Genomic DNA, 24,293 nt, shown 5'->3' with positions numbered 1-24,293 from the left:
TATCCTTGACGTTTTCGGGCGCTGTCAGGCAGCGCGGGGAGGAGTTAAGGGTAAATCAACCGGCCAGCAAAAGCGAACGCTTGCACCGCCAAGCGGGCTGGCGTCAATGACCACGTGGCCACCAAATGCCTGGGCAACGGAGTGGACGATAGCCAGACCCAGACCGCAGCCGCCGGTAGCACGGTCACGGCTGGGATCGAGGCGGACGAACGGCTCAAATACCCGCTCGCGTTCGGCCTGCGGGATGCCCGGACCGTCATCCTCAACCTGCAGGCAGGCAACGTTACCGTCAAACCACAGGCCGACGCGCAGGTGCTTGCCTGCATAGCGCAGGGCATTATTCACCAGGTTATCGAGTACACGCTCCATCAGGCGGGTGTCCGCTACGCCGACGTTCTGCCGCTGCGGAGTGTTCAGCTCAATCTCAAATTCGGGATGAACAGAGCGGATATCATCCAGTCGCTCACCCAGCCACTCAGCCAGATCCAGCGACTGCAGGCTGAGATCGACTTTGGGCCGGTCCAGGCGGGCATAGGTCAGCAGCTCTTCGATCAATGCCTCCAGCTGGCCAATATCCCGGTTCAGCGCAGCCGCTTCGTCATCGCTTAAGTTGTCACTCATTTCCAGCCGGTATCGCAGGCGTACCAGCGGTGTACGCAACTCATGGGCAATGCCGTCGATCAGTTGCTTTTTACTGGCGACCAGCGTGTTGATATTGTCAGCCATTTGGTTAAAGGCCACCCCAAGGCGCAGCAGGCTGGAAGCACTGTCAAAGTGAATGCGTTCATCCAGATGCCCCTGACCCAATCGCTGAGCCGCCGACTCCAGCCGCAGCATGTCCTTCCAGTGCGGACGCATCCAGATAAACACCGGCAACGCCAGTGAAATACCAATAAACGCCAGCAGCGCGATATCAAGAATGCGCATTTCATGCAGGAAAAACAGATAAGGGATTGGCCCAACGGCCAGCACATAATGGCTGCGGGGAATATGCTGCAGGAAGGTGTATTCATCATCCAGCGCCACAATCTCTCCGGCGCGCAGGCGGCGCAAAGTAACCGGATCGAGCTGGTATTTGCTCATCGGTTCAATATGGAGTTTGAACGACAGATTCAGCTCCAGATTATCAATGGTTTTATTCCAGTCGCGCGGTGGTATTTCACGCAGCTCGCTGCGCATCAGATACAACGAGCTTTTCATCAGATCGTCCATCGACTGACGCCCGGCTCGTTCGGCGGTAAATTTGTAAACCAGCCCGACCAGCATGGCCATAACCAGAAAGCAGACAAACAGCAGAAGATAGAATTGGATAAAGAGCTTTCTCATTATTCATCACCATTAAAACAATAAGTTACCAATGCTTCCCCCGCTGGCAAGGGCATGTCGGGAACGGTAATGTAACCGCCAGTGTGCTTATCTGACCGTCATCCAGTGCATTTATCCACGCGCAGCGCACTGTGTAAACCATTGTTTGTGATTTCTCACCATGGATCGGAGAGTTTCAGCTTATCTCTGATAGCGATATCACGTCGGCTTTTATTTTCTTCGTTTTTCAGAAAGGACTGAGTTAAGGGGATTGTTGATGAAAAATACATTTTGAAATAAACACAAATATTGAAAGCATTGTAATCGAAGGGATCGCGCGATCGGGCAAGAAAGCAGCTAAAAGAGAATATTATCAAAGCAACTGATGGAATGCAGACAACAATGATATTATTCATAAAATCATCCCAAAACAAGCGTGATGATTTTTTAACTTAATCAGCCTCATAATATCATCAGCAATCCTTCTTTTGCGGTTTTGGCTGAATTATGAAGAGTTGAACCGTATAAATGGGGCAATGGTAAAAGCTGCTTTATTGCGCATCCCAGGCATGCGGTGCAAACAGATACCCTTTATTACGAATAGTTTTGATGCGATAGGGCTCCGTTGCGCTGTCCAGCAGCTTTTTGCGCAGGCGGGAAATTGCCACATCAATACTGCGATCCATGCCGTCATAGCTGACCCCGCGCAGGTTTTTCAGCAGTGCGTCACGGTTCAGGATCGAACCGGCATGCGTAGCCAGTTCCCACAGCAGATCAAAGTCGGCGGTGGAAAGGGCGATGATTTCACTCCCCAGCGTGACCTGACGGTTAATCGGATCGACAGACAGCGTGCCAAAGCGCAACGTTTTTTGTCCAGGAACCGCAGGGGCAATCTCGTCACTCTGAGCATGCGTCCCGGCCTGGCGCAGATGTAAACGCAGGCGTGCCAGTAAAACAGCGGGTGGGGTAGTTTTCAGAATATAGTCATTCGCCCCCATTTCCAGCGACAAAATATGGTTCATATCGCTGTCCAGTGAGGTCAGCAGCACGATAGGCCCCGACCAGATTTTACCGGCCCGCAGGTCGCGGCACAGGGTCATCCCATCTTTGCCTGGCAGCATAATGTCCAGCATCACCAGGTCCGGATTGGCGGCGGCGATGGTAGCTTCAGCCCGGTCACCGCGACTTTCCACAATGACTTCAATGTCATGGCGGCACAGATAAGCTGCAATCAGTTCACCCACATCCTGGTCATCTTCCACGAAAACGATTTTGTTCATAGCGCTATTTATCTGAGGAGGAAAGGTTAGATTACTATTTGTTAACAGGGACTACTATGTCTCCGCGCTAAATAACTCTCGATGTATAGTAAAGGAGTCACTAAATATGCCATTATATCCGCAGGGTTGCTTCAGGCCGCCCGGGAGATTTTTTTCGGTGAAAGGAGAGCATAGTGTTGGATAAAGAACTGGCTCCAGCAGTACACAGTGACCATATCTGCCTCAATTACATCGATTTTCTTGCGGCTTCATGCAAAAAACGCTGGAGTTTTGTCGACGCTATCTACGGCGTAATGCCCATCTTTGGCATGGTCACCCGAAAGTCGCAGGATCTGCCCGGTGCCCCTTCAGAACGGCTGAAGGTGCTGGCATTACAGATCATCTCCACCCAGGTGAGTGATGAGATTAATATTGCCCGATTGATAACGTTAGCTGAACAACAGCACATCTCGCAGTTCGATATTTTACTGCCTTACCCGCTTTCAGAGCAGCAACTTAAAGGTATTCGCCTGGAGTACGTCAAGTCGCTGGATCTTGAGCAGTATGATGACCGACTGACGGTCACCCTGCCTGCCTTTTCGCATTCGCACTGATTACCGCACCAGCATCCACATCGCCGGAGCTGAACCGGCAATCAGCAACAGCATCCCCACTTTTTCCAAACCGCTAAGTTTTACGCTGCTTCTTCCACCGCGGCGGGCAAACAGAAACAGCAGAACGCCGGGAGCATACAACACCACCGACAGCAGCAGATGCAGCGGGCCAGAGGCATAAAGCAGCCACAGGCTATAAGCGCTTGCGCCCACGGCTATCACCATCACTACAGGCCGGTTGAGAGAACGGGCCACCTTAAACAGATAAGCGCCGACCAGGAAATAGGGCACCAGCACCATCTCTGAAGCGATAGTCAACAGCGTGTTGTAATCCGAACCGGTCAGCCAGATCAGCACCAGACAGACCTGAATACTGATGTTGGTCAGCCACAGGGAGGCAGCAGGTGCGCCATGCCGGTTCTGTCTTGCCAGCGAACGGGGGAATGCACCGTGCCTGGCCGCCATCATCGGTACTTCTGCCGCCATGATCGTCCAGCTCAGATAAGCGCCACATACCGAGACAACCAACCCTGGCGCAATGATCATATTGCCCCAGTGACCAATCAGTTGAGTCATCAGGCCGGCCATTGAGGGGTTGCGCATCTCAGCCAGTTCTGCCCGCGGGACGATCCCCAATGCGAGCAGGGTGACCAGCAGGTACACCACCAGAGCAGCCATTACGGCCAGCAAAGTGGCACGGCCCACATCTTTTTTGTTTCGTGCCCTGGCCGAAACCACCACTGCGCCTTCCACTCCGATAAATACCCACAGGGTGATTAGCATGGTGTCTTTCACCTGCTGCCAGACGGGTGTACCCAGCTTCAGCCCGGTGAAGTCAAAGTGGAAGCGATCGTAATTAAAGCCCAGCACCGCCAGCACAATAAACAGTCCAAGCGGCACCATTTTGCCCAGCGTGGCGGCCAGGTTAATGCTGGCCGCAGTTTGCACGCCGCGCAGCACCAGCCAGTGCACCAGCCACAGCAGGACCGACGCACCGAGAATTGCCTGCCAGGTATTGCCATCGCCAAACACCACATGGCCTGGAGAGTCGGTGAAAAAGCTCAGTGCCGAAAAGACAATCACCAGGTAGGAAACGTTGGCGATCACCGCACACAGCCAGTAGCCCCAGGCGGAGCAGAAACCGACCAGTTCGCCAAAGCCTGCGCGGGCGTAGGTGAAGATCCCGCCGTCCAGCTCAGGTTTCAGGCGGGTCAGCAGCAGCAGCGCCAGCGACAGTAAAATAATCCCCGCGCCGGTAATTGCCCAGCCAATCAGCAGGGCTGCCGGGCTGGCGACAGCGGCCATGTTCTGTGGCAGGCTGAAAACGCCTGCGCCGAGCATGGAACTCAGAACCAGCGCCGTGAGAGCGGTAAGACCTAATTTTTTGTCCAAAAAAGCATCCCAAATGCAGAATAAAAAACCATTACAGCGGCAATGATGCGTTTTTAATTCGACCGGCTGCGCTTAAAATTGAATGAATGCCCCGTAAACCGGCGGCGATTTTACGGAGTGAGCCAGACAGATGCAATGCGGAGGGGACGAAAAGATGCGTGGTTATGCAAAATGCAGCGGAAGATTATGCATGGCGGAGGCGACCGAAAGCCGCCTCCTTTAAAGCTTACTTAAACAGGTCAGCAGAAACGGTGAGGTTACCGCCGCTCTGATTGGACCACTGACGGGTGATATGGTAGTACTTCGCGCCCTTATCGATAGCGGCACGGCCCACGGCGTCAGAGATTTCGGTAGGGGTACCGAAGTGACCGGTGAAGGTCACGCTGTCAAACGGCTGCATCTGCGCGGCGGTAACAGCGTTAACTTCCTGCACGCTTTTACCGTCTGGTGTTTTAACAGTGTAGCGCTGACCCGTAGAAGACTGAGTCTCAAAGAAACGACCCACTTTAGTGCTTGGGGTTTCAGAAGAGGCGACGCCGGGGATCTGCACGGTTTTGGCGGCAGCGCCACCGGCTGCCAGGGCGGCTTTGCCCGCCTGAGAATCCGCCGGGATCAGGTCAGGGGACTGTACTTTACGCTCCGGCGCATCCGCTTTATAGATATAAGCAGTAATGTACTGGTTGCCGCCGCTGTTGGCGTCAATCTGACGGATAATAAAGAAGGAAGCAGCACCTTTGCTTTTTGCCTGCTTGGTGATGGCATCGTTCACATCCGGCTGGCTGCGGTAAAAGCCGCTGATAGAGACGGTATCGTAAGGCTCCAGCTTGTAGGCTTCACTTTTGGTCAACTCACGAACGCCGTTGATCACACGATCCTGGTTTTTAGTGGCCTCTGGCGCATCTGCATGATATAGGTCTGCCACCACACGCCAGTTACCGCTGTTGCCGTTGCTGTCGTTGATCCCCTGAATATAGTAGGAAGCCGCACCCAGTTCATCGGCACGTTTAGAGATGGCATCGCTCGCATCACCAATCGCATTAAAGCGGCCTGAAATCGCAATACGATCGAATGGCTTCAGTGATGCCGCTTTTTCTGGCGTCAATTCCTGTGCCGCATAAGCGGATAATGATGTGAGTGACAACAGGGCTGATGCCAGAATGGTATTCTTCAGCTTCATAAAAATAATCCTTCGCCTTACGCAAAAAATGAGTACGAAAACGTGCTGGACTCTTGATGTGTAACAGATTAGCTGCCGATTATTGCATGTAATAATGCATCCTGTCTCAGCCATTTTGAGCGAAACAGGGCTGCGGGGAAAAGTCACGGGCAGCAAGATATTAAAGAAATGTTAAATTGCGGCTTTTGTCACCCACTTACCAGTTATGGCGGTTATTGTTACCTGTTATATAGTTAATTCTTTGTTAAATAATGTTTTTTAACCTCCGTCCTGCAATGTCATCCCGGATTTCGTTAGCAGATTATGCGTAATTTCCAGTTAAATTCAGTGCCGATATAGCGTTATTGGGACTTGCCTCTGAATTTTTATATGAAAAGCGGAGAAATGCGCGCAGGACGGCTGGATCGTAAGTCATAATTTCAGTAGGTTATAAACAGTTTGCAACAGTTCCTGCGAGGGCCAGTTCGGGCCAGCGCAGCGAGGATCAATCTCCATCACCTTTGATGAAAGGGAATATTATGCTAATTGGAATTACCAAAGAGCGATTGCCCAACGAAGCACGAGTGGCTGCCACGCCGAAAACGGTTGAGCAACTGCTGGCTTTGGGCTTCAGCGTCGCCGTTGAAAGCGGGGCAGGTAAGCTGGCTAGTTTTGATGACGCTGCTTATGTCGCTGCCGGTGCAACACTCACTGATACCGCCACTGTCTGGCAGTCCGATATCGTTCTTAAGGTTAATGCGCCAACGGATGAAGAGATCGCGTTGACCCGTGAAGGCAGCACGCTGGTGAGCTTTATCTGGCCTGCTCAGAATCCGGAATTGCTGGAAAAACTGGCTGCCCGTAAGGTCACGGTGATGTCGATGGATGCGGTGCCGCGTATATCTCGTGCACAATCCCTTGATGCCCTGAGCTCAATGGCGAACATCGCCGGTTATCGTGCAATTGTCGAAGCTGCGCATGAGTTTGGCCGCTTCTTTACCGGCCAGATCACCGCTGCAGGCAAAGTGCCACCGGCGAAGGTGATGGTGATTGGGGCTGGTGTGGCCGGTCTGGCCGCGATCGGTGCGGCCAACAGCCTCGGTGCAATCGTCCGCGCATTTGATACCCGCCCTGAAGTCAAAGAGCAGGTGCAGAGTATGGGTGCCGAGTTCCTCGAACTGGATTTTGAAGAGGAAGCGGGCAGCGGTGATGGCTATGCCAAAGTGATGTCCGAAGCCTTTATTAAAGCGGAGATGGCCCTGTTTGCCGCTCAGGCAGAAGAAGTGGATATTATTGTTACCACCGCGCTGATCCCAGGCCGTCCGGCACCAAAGCTGATCACCGCAGAGATGGTGGCTTCGATGAAGCCAGGCAGCGTGATTGTCGATCTGGCGGCGCAAACCGGCGGTAACTGTGAGCTGACCGTAGCGGATCAGGTGACCACTACCGAAAATGGCGTGAAGATTATCGGTTATACCGATCTGCCAGGCCGTTTGCCGACCCAGTCTTCTCAGCTTTATGGTACCAACCTGGTGAACCTGCTGAAGCTGCTGTGCAAAGAGAAAAACGGCGACATCACCATTGATTTCGAAGATGTGGTTATTCGCGGTGTCACCGTAATCCGTGATGGTGAAGTGACCTGGCCAGCGCCACCAATTCAGGTATCAGCCGCGCCGAAAGCTGCGCCTGCAGCTGCGAAAGTGGCCGAAAAGGTGGAAGAGAAACCGGCCTCGCCGTACCGTAAATATGCGCTGTTCGTGCTGGCTATTGTGCTGTTTGGCTGGTTAGCCAACGTGGCTCCGCCTGCGTTCCTCTCGCACTTTACCGTATTTGCCCTCTCCTGCGTGGTGGGTTACTACGTGGTGTGGAACGTCAGTCATGCTCTGCATACCCCGTTAATGTCGGTGACCAATGCCATTTCCGGCATCATTGTGGTCGGTGCTGTGCTGCAAATCGGTCATGGCGGCTGGGTCAGTTTCCTGTCCTTTATCGCCGTGCTGATTGCCAGCATCAACATCTTCGGTGGATTCACCGTTACTCAGCGCATGCTGAAAATGTTTCGTAAGAACTAAGGGGTAATCAATGTCTGGCGGATTAGTGACTGCAGCATACATTGTTGCCGCAATTCTTTTTATTTGCAGCCTGGCCGGGCTGTCGAAACATGAAACGTCCAAACAGGGCAACCTGTTCGGCATCAGTGGGATGGCAATTGCACTGCTGGCGACCATTCTGGGTCCGGACAGCGGCAACGTTGCCTGGGTTCTGCTGGCAATGGTTATTGGTGGCACGATCGGTATTCGTCTGGCGAAGAAGGTCGAAATGACCGAAATGCCAGAGCTGGTGGCCGTGCTGCACAGCTTCGTTGGTCTGGCTGCGGTGCTGGTAGGCTTTAACAGTTACCTGGATCACGCGCCAGGTCTGGAAGCGGTGATGGAAAATATCCATCTGACCGAAGTGTTCATCGGTATCTTTATCGGTGCGGTGACCTTCACCGGTTCGTTGGTCGCTTTTGGCAAGCTGCGCGGTAAGATCTCTTCCCGTCCACTGATGCTGCCGCATCGCCATAAGCTGAACCTGCTGGCGCTGGTGGTTTCGTTATGCATGCTGATCATCTTTGTGCGTACTGACAGCACCGTGGCGGAAGTGTTTGCGCTGATCATTATGACGCTGATAGCACTGGCCTTCGGCTGGCATCTGGTGGCGTCTATCGGCGGGGCGGATATGCCGGTGGTGGTCTCAATGCTCAACTCCTACTCAGGCTGGGCGGCGGCCGCGGCGGGCTTTATGCTCAGCAACGACCTGTTGATCGTCACCGGTGCGCTGGTGGGCTCAAGCGGGGCGATCCTCTCTTACATTATGTGTAAGGCGATGAACCGTTCGTTTATCAGCGTGATTGCTGGTGGCTTTGGGACGGACAGCAGCTCAACCGGTGAAAGCGAAGAAGTGGGCGAGCACCGTGAGATTGATGCGCAGGGTACGGCTGAACTCCTGAAAAACTCCAGCACGGTAATCATCACCCCGGGCTATGGCATGGCGGTAGCGCAGGCACAGTATCCGGTGGCTGAAATCACCGAGAAGCTGCGTGCGCGTGGTATCAAAGTTCGTTTTGGTATTCACCCGGTGGCCGGTCGTCTGCCTGGTCATATGAACGTGCTGCTGGCCGAAGCCCGCGTGCCTTACGATATCGTTCTGGAAATGGACGAGATCAATGATGATTTCGCGGATACTGACACCGTGCTGGTGATCGGCGCTAACGACACCGTCAACCCGGCCGCGCAGGAAGATCCGCGCAGTCCGATTGCGGGCATGCCGGTACTGGAAGTGTGGAAGGCGCAAAATGTGGTGGTCTTCAAGCGTTCTATGAATACCGGCTACGCCGGGGTACAGAATCCGCTATTCTTTAAAGAGAACACCCAGATGCTGTTTGGCGATGCGAAAGCCACCGTTGATGCAATTCTGAAAGCACTGTAAACAAAATGCCCCTCAACGGGGGCATCTGTTTGGCCAGTCTGATGCGGCCAGCGAAAAGGGGCAGAAAAATCTGCCCCTTTTTTACGTTAAAACCTGGGATCAGTCGTCTTCGTCGTCGTCCAGTTCCACAGGCGAGTTGAAGCCATCTGGCTTGATCGCCAGCAGATCGCAGCGCAGATGATCGATAACCTGTTCGGCGGTATTTCCGAGGAAAGCGGCTGACAGGCCGGTACGGCCAATCGTTCCTAATACCACCACACCGGCATCCAGGTGAGCGGCCAGATCCGGAATCACTTCCTCTGGCAGGCCTTTATCGACGTGGGTAAATTTCTCGTCGATGCTGAATTTCTGCCGCAGGGCCTTCATCGCCAGCAGATGCTGCCCACGGATTGCATCATTGTACACGCTGGGATCGAAATCAGGCAGTTCGATAGCGATATTGATCGGGGTGATGGGATAGGCTCCCACCAGGTGCACTTCGGTATGATTAACCATCTCCGCCAGTTCCAGCGTCTCTTTCACCAGCTTGGTGTTGAGCGGGTCATGATGCGGTTCTTCACTGGCAAGGTTGACGGCCACCACTGCTTTACCGCCTTCCGGCCACGGCTGATCTTTCACCATCCAAACCGGGCAGGGACATTTGCGCAGCAGATGCCAGTCGGTTGGGGTGAAGACCACCGCCTGCAGACGGTCATGCTGGTGTGCCATTTTGATCACCAGATCGTAACGGCCATTCAGCACCTCCTGGATAATCGCCTCGTACGGGCGGTTATGCCAGATCACTTTGACATCAATATCCACGCCAGCCTCAAGATAGGCCCTGGCCTGCTCGCGGATCCATTCCGTGCGCTGGCTGACAACGCCTTTACGCATGTTGGTGCGTTCATCGGGCGACAACAGGGTGGTCATCTCATACGAGAAGTCGTAGATAGGAAGGAAGGCGGTGATCCGCCCGCCAAGTCGCTGATTCAGATAAACAGCACGGCGGAGCGCTGGCTGATCGTCCTGTTGAGGATCGATAGCTACGAGAATGTTTTGATACTTGGCCATAACGGGTTCTCCATACGCTGGGTAGGTTAAAGATAGCCCAATAGCGGCGAGTGCAAAAGGAAAAAGTTATAGTCGGATCAATATTATAACAAATAATAAGCAGGCTATTTACAGGCCAGGGATAAGCAAAACAGAAGCTGGCCGGGTCAGGAGGGTAACCCGGCCAGAGAGTCAGGCAATGGCGCGGCTCTGACCAGCAAGCTGCGACAGCTCGTCGTGATTCTCAATAGTAATATATTTGCCTTTTACTGCCAGCATGCCACTCTTCTGGAAACGGCCAAGCAGGCGACTGATCGTTTCTACGGTCAGGCCAAGATAGTTACCGATGTCACCACGGGTCATGGTCAGGCGGAACTCGCGCTGCGAGAAACCACGCTCACCAAAGCGGCGGGACAGGCCATAAATAAAGGCTGCCAGGCGCTCTTCAGCATTTTTCTTCGACAGCAGCAGGATCATCTCCTGGTCGCCTTTAATCTCGCCGCTCATCAGACGCATCATCTGCTGACGCAGGCTCGGCATCTTACCGGAGAGATCGTCCAGGGTTTCAAAAGGAATCTCACAGACCATTGCTGTCTCCAGCGCCTGTGAGAAGCTTGGATGCTGACCGGCGCTGATCGCATCGAAGCCCACCAGATCGCCCGCCAGATGGAAGCCGGTAATCTGCTCATCACCCTGTTCGGTGATGGTATAACTTTTGATGGTCCCGGAGCGGATAGCGTACAGTGACTTCAGCTCGTCTCCCGCTTTGAACAGCGTCTGGCCTTTCTGGATCGGCTTTTTGCGTTCAATGATGTTATCCAGCTGATCGAGTTCATGCTCGTTCAGCGTGAAAGGGATGCAAAGCTGGCTGATGCTGCAATCCTGACAGTGAATCGCACAACCGCCAGACTGAATACGTCTGCTGATAACACGCTTTTCAGGGATCATAGTTATAGGCTCGATTGATTATTGACTGAGGTCAATTTTATCATTTTTTAGTCACTAAAGGGAACTGATCAGAGCAGTTTTAGGCACATTAAAGTCAGGGATGTCATCCTCAGTGACTTCCCGTTTAAAAATGTGCCTTATTCGGGCGTTAAAACTTATTCTGTGCCGTTGCAGCAGGCCGGTAGTGGTTTGTTTCTTTTTTGGTAACAGAGCGAGCAGGTTGTTCCACCTTTATGATTAGCGTCAAAATACCCGCAAACAGGTAGAGAGCAGTGTAAGTCCAGACCACCCCAACGATATCAAAGAAGGGCAAAACCAGTGAGGCAATCGCCGGGGCAAGGAAGTTACTCAGACCGGCAGAAAGGTTATAAATTGAAATCGCCGCGCCCTTATGTTTCGGCTCCAGTACCGGGAATACGGCGGTCATCGGCACAAACGCCGCAACGGTAATCCCCAGCATCACTGCCGGGATCATCGCCACCCAGAAGTTATGTCCGAAGGTGACGGGCAGATAATAAAACGCCAGGCTGGAAAGGGCGCAGCCCAGGCAACCGAACCAGCGCACCTGACGGATCCAGCCAATATACTCCCCCAGCACTCCCCACATCACGTTGGTGAAGATGGTGACAAAGAAGAACACCGCCCAGATTTGCAGCCATTCTGACATGCTGAAGCCAAGACGGCCGACAAACAGCATCGGCATCACCACTGCAAAGCCAAACAGTGACAATGTGTTGATTATGCGGATAAGACAGGCAAGAAAGATATTGCGGTTGGTAAACAGGATCGTCACCGCGCGTGAAAGCTCGGTGAATTTCTCGCGGGTGGTCAGGTTGGCTTTTTGACTCTCGCCGCCGACGTTGCGCAGCAGAATCATCGCCATCAACCCACCCACGACCACCCAGGCAATCGCAAACCACAGCGTTCCGGTTTCCCCCATCCACGGGATGGTGAAGCTGGGGAGATAGCTGCCGATACAGCCGATGCCAATGGAATACATTGCCCAGAACCAGCCCATCGCGGAGGAGAGCTGTTGCTTTGGTACGTTCTGTACCACCAGCATCACAAAAGAGTAGATAAACAGAGGATAAGCCAGACCGCGAATGCCGTAAAACAGCAGCATCAGCGGATAGTTACGCATGCCCAGTCCCAGCGTCATAAACAGGATATGCATGACCACCCACAGCACAAAACCGATGCGCATGGCGCGCTGCGGGGTGATAATTTCAGCCACCACGCCGGAGCTCCAGGCTGCCAGCGCGGCTGCGGCACCGTAAAGGGTAAACACCATCGCGGACTGAGCGGGCGAAAAACCTAAATCGGTGATGTGCTTTGACAGGAAGGCCATTTCAAAGCCGTCCCCGCTCATAAATACGGCTATAGCGATATAGCCCCAGAGTAAAGACAGTGGGAGACCGAACCAGTTTTTTGCTGATTTCATGATAATTCCTCGGGGGATGCAGGGCCCGGACGGACATTGCGTCCGGGTCAGGGTTCAGAAGCCGGGTGCGCGAGCCTCGCGCTGTTGTTGGTATAGCAGGCGAAAATAGTCGAGCCGTTTTTGCAGATACTTTTGACGCCCGGGATCGGGCAGATAACGTTTCAGTTCTTTAGGTTTGCGGCAGACTTCTGACTCGTCGCCACCGTCGGCCAGCCAGCCCAGCCTTGCTGCGCCCAGCGCGCCGCCCGCTTCGCCACCCGGATGAGTGACCACCGGCAGATTCAGCACGTCAGCGATCAGTTGTGCCCACCACGGGCTGCGTGCGCCGCCACCAGTCAGCGAGCAACTGGTCAGGGTGGTTCCCGCTTCCTGCAGTACCTTCAGCCCATCGGCCAGACCAAAAGTCACCCCTTCCAGAACGGCATAGGCCAGCGAGGCCCGCTGGGTGGAGAGCGTCAGGCCATGGAACGATCCGGTGGCCTGTGGGTCGTTGTGCGGCGTGCGCTCACCGGATAAATAGGGCAGGAAAACCGGCGCTCTGCGCTGGTCAGCACCGCTCAGAGTGGCCACTTCCGACAACAATGTGGTTTCAGAAGCGCCGATCAGTTCACACAGCCAGCGCAGGCTGCTCGCCGCTGTCAGCATCACGCTCATCTGATGCCATCGGTCAGGCAGAGCATGGCAAAAAGCATGGACCGCCGAGGCAGGATTAGGGCGGAAGCGATCGTTCACTGCAAACAACACGCCGGAGGTGCCAAGAGAGATAAATGCATCTCCTGGATTAATTGCGCCAATGCCTACTGCGCTGGCCGCATTATCACCGCCGCCTCCAGCAATGATCACCTCTTCGTTTAATCCCCACTGGCGGGCCAGCTCAGGGCGCAGTTTTCCGGCCGGTTCGGAACCTTCCACCTGGCGTGGCATATGGTCGCGAGTCAGACCACAAGCCGCGAGCAGGCTGTCAGACCAGTCACGACGGCCGACGTCCAGCCACAGCGTTCCGGCGGCATCGGACATGTCGCTGAGTTTCTCACCGCTCATTTTCCAGCGCAGATAATCTTTTGGCAGCAGTATGCTGGCGGTCTGCTCAAAGATTTGCGGCTCATGACGGGCAACCCACAGCAGCTTCGGCGCGGTAAAGCCAGGCATCGCCAGGTTACCGGTTACGCTGTGCAAATCAGGAGCCAGTGCGGTAAGTTCCGCACATTCGGCCGCGCTGCGAGTGTCATTCCACAGGATGCAGGGCCGTAGCACCTGATTATCACGGTTGAGCAGAACTGCCCCATGCATCTGCCCGGAAAGACCAATCGCCCGGATTTGCGACCAGTGGTCACCCACTTTCTGACGTAATTCACTGACCGCCTGCTGAGTGGCCATCCACCATTCCGCCGGATCCTGTTCTGACCAGTGAGGATGCAGGCGCTGCACCGTAAGCTTTGCCCCGGCAGTGGCGACAATCTCTCCCTGACCATCAATCACCAGCGCTTTGATTTCTGAGGTTCCGGCATCGATTCCAAGATACATAGCCCGCTCCTTACTCACTGACCGGCTGTGGCTGTCTGGCCCAGGATTGCAGGCCGGAAACCGTTTCTGCCAGCAGGCTGGCGAACTCGGCACGTTTTGCCAGCGGCCCGAAAAGCGTTTCATCAGCCGCGAAACGGGCCAGCGCGTCTGGTTTGCTGAGCAGGGTGTGCAGCGCATCATCATTCAGTGCGCCATCCTGATACTCATAGGGCAGTTCACCCTGATGCCAGCGCTGCAGGAAGAGAAAGAACAGCGCTGGCAACACAGTAGTGGCCCTGGGTGTTTCATTGCGGGCATAGCTTTCAACCAGAGTTGGGGTGATAAACCCCGGAATTTTTGACAGGCCATCGGCAGCCACACGCTGATTGGTGTCGCGAATATAAGGATTGGCAAAGCGCGCCAGCACCACGTCGCGGTACTCTTGCAGATCCAGCGGGCTGGGCAGCAGAGAGGGGATCACATCCTGAGTGACATATTCCCAGGCCATCTCCTTGATCTCCCGGGTGCGGGTGCTCTGATGGATATACGACTGGCCCACCAGCGTACCGGCCCAGGCAATGCAGCTGTGGCTGGCATTCAGGATGCGGATTTTGGCTTCTTCCCATGGCAGCACGGAACTGACCATCTCCACGCCGACGTTTTCCAGCGCCGGTCGTCCGGCAGCAAAATCGTCTTCAACCACCCACTGAATGAAGGCTTCGCCCATCACCGGGGCACTATCGCTGAAGCCGGTCTCTTTCAGCACGCGCGGGGCGATATCTGCGGTGGGACGTGGCGTGATGCGGTCAACCATAGTATTGGGTGATGTGGTGTGTTGTTCCACCCACTGCAACAGCGCTTCTTCACCCCGTAAGCCGAGAAATTTCAGGAAACCCGCCCGGAAGCGCTCGCCGTTATGTCGCAGGTTGTCGCAGTTCAGCAACGTCACCGGGTTACCGTGCGCTGCCTTGCGGGCCAGTAAAATTCGCGTCAGCGCACCATAAAGAGTACGGGCTTCGCCTTTTAAGTCAGCCTGAATGTCCGGATGGCGTGGGTCCAGGCGGTGATCGTTATCCAGGTAATAGCCGCTTTCTGTCACCGTAAAGGCAATCACGCGGGTGGCCGCATCCGATCCCTGCTTAATCATGCCGTTTAACTGGCTGTCCCACGGCACGATGGTTTTGATTGAGGTGATTTTCTCATACGCACGCTCACCCTCCGGAGTGACGGTTTCCAGCACGTACTCCCCGTTTTGTGCTGCAAGGGTTTTCAGCAGCGGTGCGGCATCCTCACGAATATTGCTCAGGGCGATGTGCCAGCGATGATCCCCCTGTTGCAGCAGGCGGTGCAAATACCAGGCCTGATGAGCACGATGAAAAGAACCCGCACCGATGTGCATCCAGATTGAGGCTGTAGCAGTCATAACACTCTCCTGTTTGTTTGAGCAATTGCTCTCTAAAAGGGCTTTTGCTTGATTGGGTAACAGCCTGCGGATTAAGCCGCCGTATGTCTGCGGGCGGGATCACAAAATTTGCAATTGCCCTAATGGTGGGCAATTATTCGGAGTAAGCTGGAAAAAACCTTACAGAGCCTTATGATGATCAAGCACGATAAGAAACTGGATCAGGCGGCCAGAGCGGCCTGGATGTATTACGTGGCGGGAGAAACTCAGCATGACATTGCCGATAAACTGGGCGTGTCCCGCCAGGTGGCGCAGCGTCTGATTGCGCTGGCGGCAGAGCAGGGGCTGGTCAGCGTCAACATTACCCACCCGGTGGCGGACTGCATGACGCTGGCACAGCAGCTGAAAGAGCGGTTTGATTTGCAGGTTTGTCAGGTGGTGCCGTCTTCAGGCGTGGAGGGCGACGGACTGCAGAAGATGATTGCGGTGGCGGGAGCCGAAGTCATGGCACAGACCCTTAAGCTCGATCAGGCGCAGATCGTTGCCGTTGGTTCAGGCCGGACGTTACGCGCCACCATTGATGAATTACCGGAGTTTGACAAGCCGCAGCACAGCTGCGTTTCCCTGATTGGTGCAATAGCCAGCGACGGTTCCTGTACCCGCTACGATGTTCCGCTGTGGATGGCAGAGAAAACTCAGGGGCGGTATTTCATTCTGCCTGCGCCGCTGTATGCCGACAGCGCCGAAGACCGCGATCTCTGGTGCAATCATCGCATTTATCGAACGGTGACGGAGAAATCTGAGCAGGCTGACGTGCTGTTTGTCGGTATCGGTCAGGTCAATGCAGGATGTCCGTTGAATGCGGACGGTTTTATCAGCGATCGCCAGGTGGCCACGCTGGAATCACAGGGAGTGGCTGCGGAGATCGTCGGGCATTTTATTGGCCAGAATGGGGAAAGGCTGAACAGCGAACTGGATGAGCGGCTGACCAGCGTGCGGCTGACCGCCCATAGCGGGCGCAATATTATCGCTTTTGCCGGTGGCAGTGATAAACATCAGGCGATTGCCGCCGTGCTGAAAGGTCGCTGGGTCAGGGGGCTGATCACCGATGAAGAGAGCGCCCGTTTCGCTCTTGAGCTGCTGTGTTGAGATCTCAATTCAGAAGAGTTTTGCTAAACTAGCCCGGTGGGTCTGAAAATCCACGCCATCATTTTTGTTGCCACCGGGGATCCGCATGATGAGCCTTGATGATAAAGATCTGTTCAAAGACGCGATGGAAGACGTCACGCCGCTGAAAGATTGCGCCAATATTCTCTGGTTGAAATCCCCCTCGACCAAATCTCCCCGCCAGACGCTGGAGGATCAGCAGCTCGACAATCCACTGGTCAGCGGCTTCCTTACCGTAGTCCCGCTGGAAACCCCGCTGGAATACAAAGCCGAGGGCATTCAGCAGGGCGTGCTGGATAAGCTGCGGTTTGGCAAGTATTCGCTGGATGCCAGCCTGAATCTGCTGCGTCAGCCGGTAGAGATCTGCCGTCAGTCACTCTACAGCTTTATGCTGACTGCGCAGCACGAAAATTTTCGCAATCTGCTGATTATTCACGGTAAAGGCCGGAATGATGACTCTCATGCCAATATCGTGCGCAGCTACCTTTTCCGCTGGCTGCAGCAGTTTGAAGAAGTGCAGGCGTTCTGCAGCGCACAGCCACAGCATGGTGGCAGCGGGGCCTGTTATGTGGGGCTGAGGAAAAGTGAGCAGGCAAGGCTTGATAATCGCGAACGACACGCCAAACGCAGCCGTTAAGATGCGGAGAAAGCTTGACTCTGGCGCTGCCGTTTACCAGCGGCTAGCCAGAATGAGACTTACGAATAGTCGCCATCAGCACTTCAGCATTCAGGCTCAGTGACGCGCCGGTGCGGGTAATAATCCCCACCGGCTCACCCGGCCCGTAGGAGGCTATTGGCAGGGCCGCCAGCGACTGGTGCAACAGATCGTCTTTGATGGCACCGGAAGGAACAAACCAAACATAATTATAGCGAAGGGCCAGCTGTCGGGCGAGAGAAGTGGCCGAAGTCTCAACCAGCGAGGCGGGGAGCTGACAGCCCTGTTCCCTGATCATCGTATCCGCAATCCGGCGAGGAGCAGTGCCTTCCGGTGAAATGACCACCGGCCAGGTGAGGGCACGTGACAATGTGACATTGTCACTTAAAAGGGGGTGGTCCGGACGGACCACCAGCTGCAAAGATTCCAGGAACAGCAGCTCATAAGTCAGACCGGTCATCATTTCCGGATCTGCCATGCGGCCAATCCCGACATCGAACTCACCGGCTCTTAACCCGGCCAGCAGCACATTATTGTGCAGCGTGGCGACCTGAACCAGCGTCTGTGGCTGCTGCTGATGAAAACGCTCAAGAATGGAGGGCAGCATGCCCAGCGCCACGGTAGTCAGCACGCCAACCCGCAGAGTGGCAGGCTCATGCTGCAGGGCGGGACTGAAGGACTGACCGGCATGATTTAGCGCATCCAGAATGCGCACCGCATGGGTCAGGAACTGCTCGCCCATGGTGGTCAGCTGTGCACCCAGTCGCCCGCGCTCAAACAGCCTGGCTCCCGCCAGCTCTTCAAGTTCGTTCAGGGTTTTCGACAGCGCAGGCTGGCTGAGAGAAAGCGTCTCGGCGGCGCGACCCAGCGTGCCCTGCTGAGCCACGGCAACAAAAGTATGTAAGTGGCGCAAGCGAATGCGCTGATTAAACAGGTAATTTTTGTCCATAACCCAGCGTAGCCAGCGGTGGTATTGACAGGCAAGCCTGTGACGAGAGATTTGTTAACCTTATTGCAAAATTTAGTTAACATTCGCCGCTTCTGCACGCTTTTCCATCACTTTCTTTATTATCTGCCCATCGTCGCCATCAGTTTCGCTGATGAAATTTTCTCATTGTCCCCCTGTTCAGGGATTTCCCACCGCCGCAGGGTGCAATTTAACAGGTGAAGCGGATAACAATCCGTTACTATAGCCGACACATGTTTTCAGGAACTACGCCAGCCGGCCATCGCGCGCTGGCACATGGAGCGCTATCGTGGAAAGTACCGCTGCGACAGATGTGCGAGCCTTGATTAACGAGGGCTGCATCAGTCGCTATCAGCAACGGATTATCGTCCTTTGTTTTGCCGTGGTGGCAATGGACGGCATGGACATCGCCCTGATGGGCTTTATTGCCCCGGCACTGAAAACCGCCTGGGGCGTCACCACCCATCAGCTGGGTGCGGTAATAAGCGCTGCCCTTATTGGCCTGGCGCTGGGCGCGATGTTTGCCGGGCCGCTGGCTGACCGCTTTGGTCGCCGGGTGATCATCATCAGCAGCGTGTTCTTCTTCGGCCTGTGGACGCTGGCTACCGCCTTCTCGCAAAACATCGATCAGATGATGTTGTTCCGCTTTCTCACCGGGCTGGGACTGGGTGCGGCGATGCCTAACGTCGGCACGCTGGTGGCGGAATACTCTCCGGAACGTAAACGCGCCTTTATCATTACCGTGGTGTTCTGCGGCTTTACCTTCGGGGCTGCCGGTGGGGGTTTTGCCGCCTCATGGCTTATCCCCGATTATGGCTGGCATGCGGTGCTGGTGGTCGGTGGTTTACTGCCGCTGATGATCGTGCCGGTGCTGCTTTCATGGCTTCCCGAGTCGGTGCGATTCCTGCTGTCCCGCAACGCGCCCGTTGGACAGATCCGCCGCATAGTGGAGAAAATGGCACCAGGCCGGGTGCATCATGACAGTCACTTCGCAATGGTGGAGCACGCGCACCTTCACGGCGCGGTTCGCCTGGTCACCAGCCGTCCTTACCTGCTGGGCAGCTCGCTGCTGTGGGGCGGTTATTTTATGGGGCTGTTCCTGGTATATCTGATAGGGAGCTGGCTGCCGTCGCTGGTCAAAGATATGGGCATGACCGTGACCCAGGCTGCGCTGGTGACGGCGATGTACCAGGCTGGCGGCACGGTGGGGTCGTTGTTCGCGGGTTGGATGATGGACCGCTTCAATGCAAACCTGGCGCTGGCGGTGATCTACTTTGTCGGCGCGATTGCCACCATGGCAATTGGCTATGCGCCTGCTCACACGCTGGTTCTCAGCCTTGTAGCTTTCTGTAGTGGTTTTTGCCTGAACGGGGCCAACACCGGAATGAACGCCCTGTCGGCCAGCTATTATCCCACCCATGCCAGGGCGACAGGCTCCAGCTGGATGCACGGCGTGGGGCGAATGGGAGCGATCCTCAGTGCCTTTGCCGGGGCGCAGATGCTGTCTATGGGCTGGACGATCACCGACGTGTTCAGCAGCCTGGCGATTCCGGCAGTGCTGACCTCGCTGATGCTGGTGGCAAAATATCGCTACGGCTATCGTCGTGACGGGGTGTAATAAGCCCTTTCGGTGCCGGATCACAGTTTGCTAATTATTCTCCCGGGCGGCCTGGGATTCCAGTAATCTGACAACATATTCGTAACAGAAAGGTCAGATGATGGCAGATTCATGGGTGACAGCAGACAGTATCCGCGCCGGGTTCGCCAGCGCGATGTCGGCAATGTATCAGCAGGAAGTGCCTCAATATGGGACGCTGCTGGAGTTGGTGGCACGGGTTAACGAAGAAGTGCTGGAACAGAACCCCATGCTGAGAAAACAGCTGTCAGATGCCGGTGAGCTTTCCCGGCTGAGCGTGGAACGGCATGGCGCTATCCGCGTGGGTACGGCGGCGGAGCTGTCGATGCTGCGGCAGTTGTTCGCCATCATGGGGATGTACCCGGTTGGCTATTACGATCTCTCTCAGGCTGGTGTCCCCGTACACTCAACGGCGTTTCGCCCTAAGGACGAGACCGCATTAAACAACAATCCCTTCCGCCTGTTTACCTCGCTGCTCCGGCTGGAGCTGATAGACGATCCGTCGCTGCGTCAGCAGGCGGCAGAGATCCTCGCCGCCCGCGATATTTTCACTCCGCGCTGCCGTGAACTGATCGCTATCCATCAGCAGCAGGGTGGGTTTAATGCTGCAGAGGCCGAAGAATTTATTACGGAGGCGCTGGAAACGTTCCGCTGGCATCAGCAAACCACCGTCGACAGTGCAACGTGGCAGGCGCTTCAACAGCAACATCGGCTGATCGCCGACGTGGTCTGCTTCCCCGGCTGCCATATCAATCACCTGACACCGCGCACGCTGGATATCGACCGCGTGCAGGAACTGATGCCGCAGGCTGGTATTATTCCTAAAGACATTATTGAAGGGCCGCCGCGCCGCAGTGTCCCGTTGCTACTGCGCCAGACCAGCTTCAAAGCGTTGGACGAGCCGGTGCGTTTTCTCGATCGGCAGCAGGGTACGCACACCGCAAGATTCGGTGAAATTGAGCAGCGTGGCATCGCGCTGACCGCGAAAGGTCGGGCGTTGTATGACCGACTGTTGCAGGCAAGCTCTCAGGGAACGGATAACGCTGGACATCAGCAGCAACTTGCTGAGGTGTTCCGGCCTTTCCCGGATGACGAAATGAGTTTACGCCAACAGCAACTGGCCTGGTTTAACTGGACTCTGACCGAAAAGGGAAAAGCCAATCCACAGCTTATTGCTGAACAACAGGATGTGGAAAAGCTGATTGAGCAGGGGCTGATCAGGGCGACACCGATGATCTATGAGGATTTTCTGCCGGTCAGCGCTGCCGGGATTTTCCAGTCAAATCTGGGCAGTGAAGCGAAAAAGATGTCCCAGGGTAATGCCAGTCAGCAGGCTTTTGAGCAGGCTCTGGGTGTGCAGGTCGAAGATGAAATTGCGTTATATGCCCGGCGTCAAACAGCCAGTCTGCAACGCTGCGGGATAGAATGAAGCAAAAGGGGCGAACCAGCGCCCCTGTGCTGAGTTATTGCAGGCTGGTGTTGCGAATTAAGCAGTATCTGCCTGCGCCAAGCAGCATTACGGCGAATGCGCCGAAGAAATAGAACGCTTCACCTTCCAGCGCCCAGGCACCCACGCCAGTGCGGTGCCACACAGCGCCCGTTTTCACCAGCAGCGTTGCCACCACCAGATTCACCGCGATGATAAAGGCAGCCGGACGGGTCATCAGTCCGATAATCAGCATAATCGGGGCGATGACTTCACCCACGTAGGTGCCATAAGCCACAAAAGCAGGGATACCGTGCGCCTTCAGAATGGAGGCGATCCAGCCCACGCCGTGCACTATTTTAAATTCACCATGAAACAGCAGCAGCGCACCGAGAGAGAGGCGAAGCACCAGTTTGCCAAAGTCAGGATGATCGCCGAGGCGGGAAAATCCGCTGTTGATAGCTGCAAACATGTTGGTTCCTTATTTTGAAATTTGAGCCACAGTTAAGCTTAAAGCTGCTGAAAACTCAATTTTCGTCAATATCCTGAGCCGCATCTGCACTTTTATCCCGCGCAGTAAAGAGCGCGAGCGTACCCTGTAAACTGACATCCACCTCGCGGAAATGCTGATGCAGCATGGTTTTCAGATCGGACAACGAATCCTGGCCGTTACTGAAAATGCCCTTCCTGTTATAGACCCTCATCAATTCGCGACCAGACGCATTGTGGCTGACGCCGCTGCCGGGAATGGTTGTGCAGGCAATTCAGGTGGCGGGAGAGAACAATACGTCTGGCGGCTGAGGTGAGACTGGCGGAATTTAAATCCAGTAGCGTCACATTCTGCAGATATGGCTGCAATTTTTCGAGGTAGTAACCGGTGCCCACGCCAACATCCACTGGTGTTCTCCCCGATGACGCCGGAAATGTGGAGGGAGTATCCCATCGGTCTGACAGCGCCATGCAAAACTGTTGGAGAGGCTGAGTACCCACCAGTCATAGAGTCTTAATGTGAGCGGTAAACAGACCTTCGCTCCTTTGGTGCTGTTGTTTTGCATATGGTGTCCTTACCTGAATATTCCGGTATTTATTATGGATATAAGGTAATGATTTCATGAGGTGATGACAATCAGACCGGACGGACATCGGGTTTCTCTCCAGGCATAATCTGCAAATGCTCACTGCGGTTGGACTTTGGCCTGGCGACTGCAAATAATGATTAGCAGGCTAGCTTTGGACGGACCAATGAAAAACGACCAGATGTTAAAAATACGCACGGCGGAAGGACTGCTGCGCGGCAACCTTGAGCAGGGCGTTTTTGTCTTCAGAGGGATCCCCTATGCCGCGCCGCCTACAGGTCATTTACGCTGGCGGGCGCCCAAACCGGTACAGCCGTGGGAAGGGGAGCGCGATGCCACCCTTTGGGGCAATGCCAGTTGGCAAAGCCGGGAATATTGCATGGCTGTTGGAGGAGGCGATCCGGGAGTGTTCAGTGAGGACTGCCTGTACCTGAACGTCTGGACGCCGGAAGTGGATCCTTCCCGGCCACTGCCGGTCATGGTGTGGATCCACGGTGGCGGCTTTGCCATCGGCGCGGGCGGGCTGGCTCCGTACGTCGGCTTGCCGCTGGCTTCGCGCGGCGTGGTGATCGTCACGCTGAATTATCGTCTTGGACACATGGGTTTTTTTGCTCATCCTGCGCTGGATAAAGAGTATCAGGACGGCGAGGTGGTTAACAATTTTGCGCTGCTGGATCAGATGGCCGCTCTGCAGTGGGTACAGCGCAATATTTCCTCTTTTGGCGGCGACAGCCGCAACGTCACTATTTTTGGCGAATCTTCCGGCGCCCGCAGCGTGCTGTCGCTGTTTGCCTCGCCGCTCTCAGCAGGCCTGTTTCATAAAGGAATCGCCCAGAGCGCCTATACATTGCCTGATATACCGCGCGAAACTGCACTGGAAACCGGAACAAAACTGGCAAAGCATTTCAACCTGGAGAATGCCACCGCTGAACAGCTACGGGCGTTGCCTGCGGACGCTTTCTGGCCGCTTGATCGCTCGCTGGCTAATGGCCCGGTGGCGATCTCCGGCGATCACGTTCTGCCTGAACCGATGCTAAGCGTGTTTAATCATGTCAGGCAGCACAAGCTGCCGTTGATGATTGGCAGCAACAGCGATGAGGCCAGCGTGCTCAGCTACTTTGGCGTCGACCCGGCGAAGGTGATTGAACAGGTCCGCCAGACGCAGCATATCGGCCTGCGGCTGAAGCTGATCCGCATGCTGTATGACGGTGTCTGGGATGACAGCGAGCTGGGGCGTCAGGTAGCCAGAGATATGACTTTTACCACCATGGGCTATGTGGCAGCGCTTTCTCAGCATCGCAACGGGGTGCCAGCATGGCGCTATTATTTTGACTACGTCTCAGAGAATGCCCGTGACCTTTACCCTAACGGAACCTGGCACGGCAACGAGATCCCTTACACGCTGAATACGCTTGATGCGCTGGCAACACAGATGGCCGATCGTCCCTTTACCGAAAATGACCGTGCTTTTGCCCATAAAGTCAGCGAGTACTGGCTGAATTTTGCCCGCGATGCCTCAGTGTTTTCCCACCAGTTGAAGGGGGAAATCGTGTGGCCAGCCTGGCAACCCTATGCCGATAATGTGATGCGCTTTGGCGAAAAGGGGGAAGCAGCACTGAAACTGGAGAAACGGTTTATGCGGCGGCGTACTCAGTTATTCCGCTTGCTGATGAAAAAAATGGTGCGCCTGAGAAAGTAGTTTCTCAACAAAATAGTCTCTTCAATAAACTTTTTTGGCATGGTTTTTAAGGAAAATATCAGTTGCGGCAAGCACTTATCTGAATAATGGTATTTGTAAGGGTATGAATCACAACAATTAATTACTCCAGTGTTGCGAGATGGTGCC

General features: G+C 54.9%; 20 protein-coding genes. 8 read left to right on the top strand and 12 right to left on the bottom strand.

The window, feature by feature from the left end:
- Positions 1-24: 24 nt before the first annotated feature.
- Together rstB and rstA are read right to left on the bottom strand one after the other, a co-directional pair.
- Positions 25-1,326 (bottom strand): two-component system sensor histidine kinase RstB, encoded by a 1,302-nt coding sequence (gene rstB / locus GSQ70_RS05030; protein WP_158781535.1) that lies wholly within the window; start codon positions 1,324-1,326, stop codon positions 25-27.
- A gap of 530 nt (positions 1,327-1,856) precedes the next feature.
- Positions 1,857-2,585 carry a two-component system response regulator RstA gene (gene rstA / locus GSQ70_RS05025; RefSeq protein WP_158781534.1) on the bottom strand — a complete coding sequence of 243 codons (729 nt, stop codon included), beginning with the start codon at positions 2,583-2,585 and terminating at the stop codon, positions 1,857-1,859.
- A gap of 173 nt (positions 2,586-2,758) precedes the next feature.
- On the opposite strand from rstA, the gene GSQ70_RS05020 reads away from it, so the two are divergent.
- Complete coding sequence (locus tag GSQ70_RS05020; protein WP_158781533.1) at positions 2,759-3,178, top strand: hypothetical protein; 420 nt, start codon at positions 2,759-2,761, stop codon at positions 3,176-3,178.
- On the opposite strand, the gene GSQ70_RS05015 is transcribed toward GSQ70_RS05020, so the two are convergent.
- Positions 3,179-4,570, bottom strand: coding sequence for a basic amino acid/polyamine antiporter (locus GSQ70_RS05015; RefSeq protein ID WP_158781532.1), 1,392 nt, complete (start codon positions 4,568-4,570; stop codon positions 3,179-3,181). It lies immediately after the preceding gene.
- 226 nt (positions 4,571-4,796) lie between these two features.
- Positions 4,797-5,747 carry a DUF1471 family protein YdgH gene (gene ydgH, locus GSQ70_RS05010; protein ID WP_158781531.1) on the bottom strand — a complete coding sequence of 317 codons (951 nt, stop codon included), beginning with the start codon at positions 5,745-5,747 and terminating at the stop codon, positions 4,797-4,799.
- A 518-nt stretch (positions 5,748-6,265) separates the two neighbouring features.
- Between ydgH and pntA the strand changes: the two genes are divergently transcribed.
- On the top strand, positions 6,266-7,798 hold the full coding sequence (gene pntA / locus GSQ70_RS05005) for a Re/Si-specific NAD(P)(+) transhydrogenase subunit alpha (protein ID WP_158781530.1): 1,533 nt from the start codon (positions 6,266-6,268) through the stop codon (positions 7,796-7,798).
- 10 nt (positions 7,799-7,808) lie between these two features.
- A complete protein-coding gene (pntB, locus tag GSQ70_RS05000; RefSeq protein WP_158781529.1) occupies positions 7,809-9,197 on the top strand; it encodes a Re/Si-specific NAD(P)(+) transhydrogenase subunit beta in 1,389 nt (462 codons plus the stop codon).
- A gap of 99 nt (positions 9,198-9,296) precedes the next feature.
- Here pntB and uspE read toward each other — a convergent pair whose 3' ends face one another.
- From uspE to dalD, 5 genes are all read right to left on the bottom strand, one after another.
- On the bottom strand, positions 9,297-10,247 hold the full coding sequence (uspE, locus tag GSQ70_RS04995; RefSeq protein WP_158781528.1) for a universal stress protein UspE: 951 nt from the start codon (positions 10,245-10,247) through the stop codon (positions 9,297-9,299).
- A gap of 171 nt (positions 10,248-10,418) precedes the next feature.
- On the bottom strand, positions 10,419-11,174 hold the full coding sequence (locus GSQ70_RS04990; protein ID WP_158781527.1) for an FNR family transcription factor: 756 nt from the start codon (positions 11,172-11,174) through the stop codon (positions 10,419-10,421).
- 148 nt (positions 11,175-11,322) lie between these two features.
- Positions 11,323-12,615 (bottom strand): MFS transporter, encoded by a 1,293-nt coding sequence (locus GSQ70_RS04985; protein WP_158781526.1) that lies wholly within the window; start codon positions 12,613-12,615, stop codon positions 11,323-11,325.
- A 54-nt stretch (positions 12,616-12,669) separates the two neighbouring features.
- Positions 12,670-14,139 carry a xylulokinase gene (xylB, locus tag GSQ70_RS04980; RefSeq protein ID WP_158781525.1) on the bottom strand — a complete coding sequence of 490 codons (1,470 nt, stop codon included), beginning with the start codon at positions 14,137-14,139 and terminating at the stop codon, positions 12,670-12,672.
- A gap of 10 nt (positions 14,140-14,149) precedes the next feature.
- Positions 14,150-15,541 carry a D-arabinitol 4-dehydrogenase gene (gene dalD, locus GSQ70_RS04975; RefSeq protein WP_158781524.1) on the bottom strand — a complete coding sequence of 464 codons (1,392 nt, stop codon included), beginning with the start codon at positions 15,539-15,541 and terminating at the stop codon, positions 14,150-14,152.
- A gap of 174 nt (positions 15,542-15,715) precedes the next feature.
- Between dalD and GSQ70_RS04970 the strand changes: the two genes are divergently transcribed.
- Positions 15,716-16,669: a sugar-binding transcriptional regulator gene (locus GSQ70_RS04970; protein WP_158785223.1), complete on the top strand. Its 954-nt coding sequence runs from the start codon at positions 15,716-15,718 to the stop codon at positions 16,667-16,669.
- Positions 16,670-16,757: 88 nt separating this feature from the next.
- Entirely contained in the window at positions 16,758-17,324 is a 567-nt protein-coding gene (smrA, locus tag GSQ70_RS04965) for a DNA endonuclease SmrA (RefSeq protein WP_158785222.1), read from the top strand.
- Between the two features lie 43 nt (positions 17,325-17,367).
- Here smrA and GSQ70_RS04960 read toward each other — a convergent pair whose 3' ends face one another.
- On the bottom strand, positions 17,368-18,291 hold the full coding sequence (locus GSQ70_RS04960) for a LysR substrate-binding domain-containing protein (protein ID WP_158781523.1): 924 nt from the start codon (positions 18,289-18,291) through the stop codon (positions 17,368-17,370).
- 307 nt (positions 18,292-18,598) lie between these two features.
- Here GSQ70_RS04960 and GSQ70_RS04955 point away from each other — a divergent pair, with 307 nt between their 5' ends.
- On the top strand, positions 18,599-19,927 hold the full coding sequence (locus GSQ70_RS04955; RefSeq protein ID WP_158781522.1) for an aromatic acid/H+ symport family MFS transporter: 1,329 nt from the start codon (positions 18,599-18,601) through the stop codon (positions 19,925-19,927).
- A 100-nt stretch (positions 19,928-20,027) separates the two neighbouring features.
- A complete protein-coding gene (locus GSQ70_RS04950; RefSeq protein WP_158785221.1) occupies positions 20,028-21,374 on the top strand; it encodes a VOC family protein in 1,347 nt (448 codons plus the stop codon).
- A 34-nt stretch (positions 21,375-21,408) separates the two neighbouring features.
- Here GSQ70_RS04950 and GSQ70_RS04945 read toward each other — a convergent pair whose 3' ends face one another.
- A complete protein-coding gene (locus tag GSQ70_RS04945; RefSeq protein ID WP_158781521.1) occupies positions 21,409-21,843 on the bottom strand; it encodes a DoxX family protein in 435 nt (144 codons plus the stop codon).
- Positions 21,844-21,898: 55 nt separating this feature from the next.
- Positions 21,899-22,027, bottom strand: coding sequence for a hypothetical protein (locus GSQ70_RS26340; RefSeq protein WP_370521036.1), 129 nt, complete (start codon positions 22,025-22,027; stop codon positions 21,899-21,901).
- Positions 22,028-22,613: 586 nt separating this feature from the next.
- On the opposite strand from GSQ70_RS26340, the gene GSQ70_RS04935 reads away from it, so the two are divergent.
- The gene (locus tag GSQ70_RS04935; protein ID WP_158781520.1) at positions 22,614-24,146 is read left to right on the top strand and encodes a carboxylesterase/lipase family protein; all 1,533 of its coding nucleotides are present in this window, start codon (positions 22,614-22,616) and stop codon (positions 24,144-24,146) included.
- The last annotated feature ends 147 nt before the right edge of the window (positions 24,147-24,293 follow it).

The organism is Pantoea sp. BAV 3049 (genome assembly GCF_009765445.1).
GTDB lineage: Bacteria > Pseudomonadota > Gammaproteobacteria > Enterobacterales > Enterobacteriaceae > Erwinia.
The sequence above is the reverse complement of the archived record's forward strand: the minus strand, read 5'-3'. Positions and strand labels throughout refer to the sequence as shown.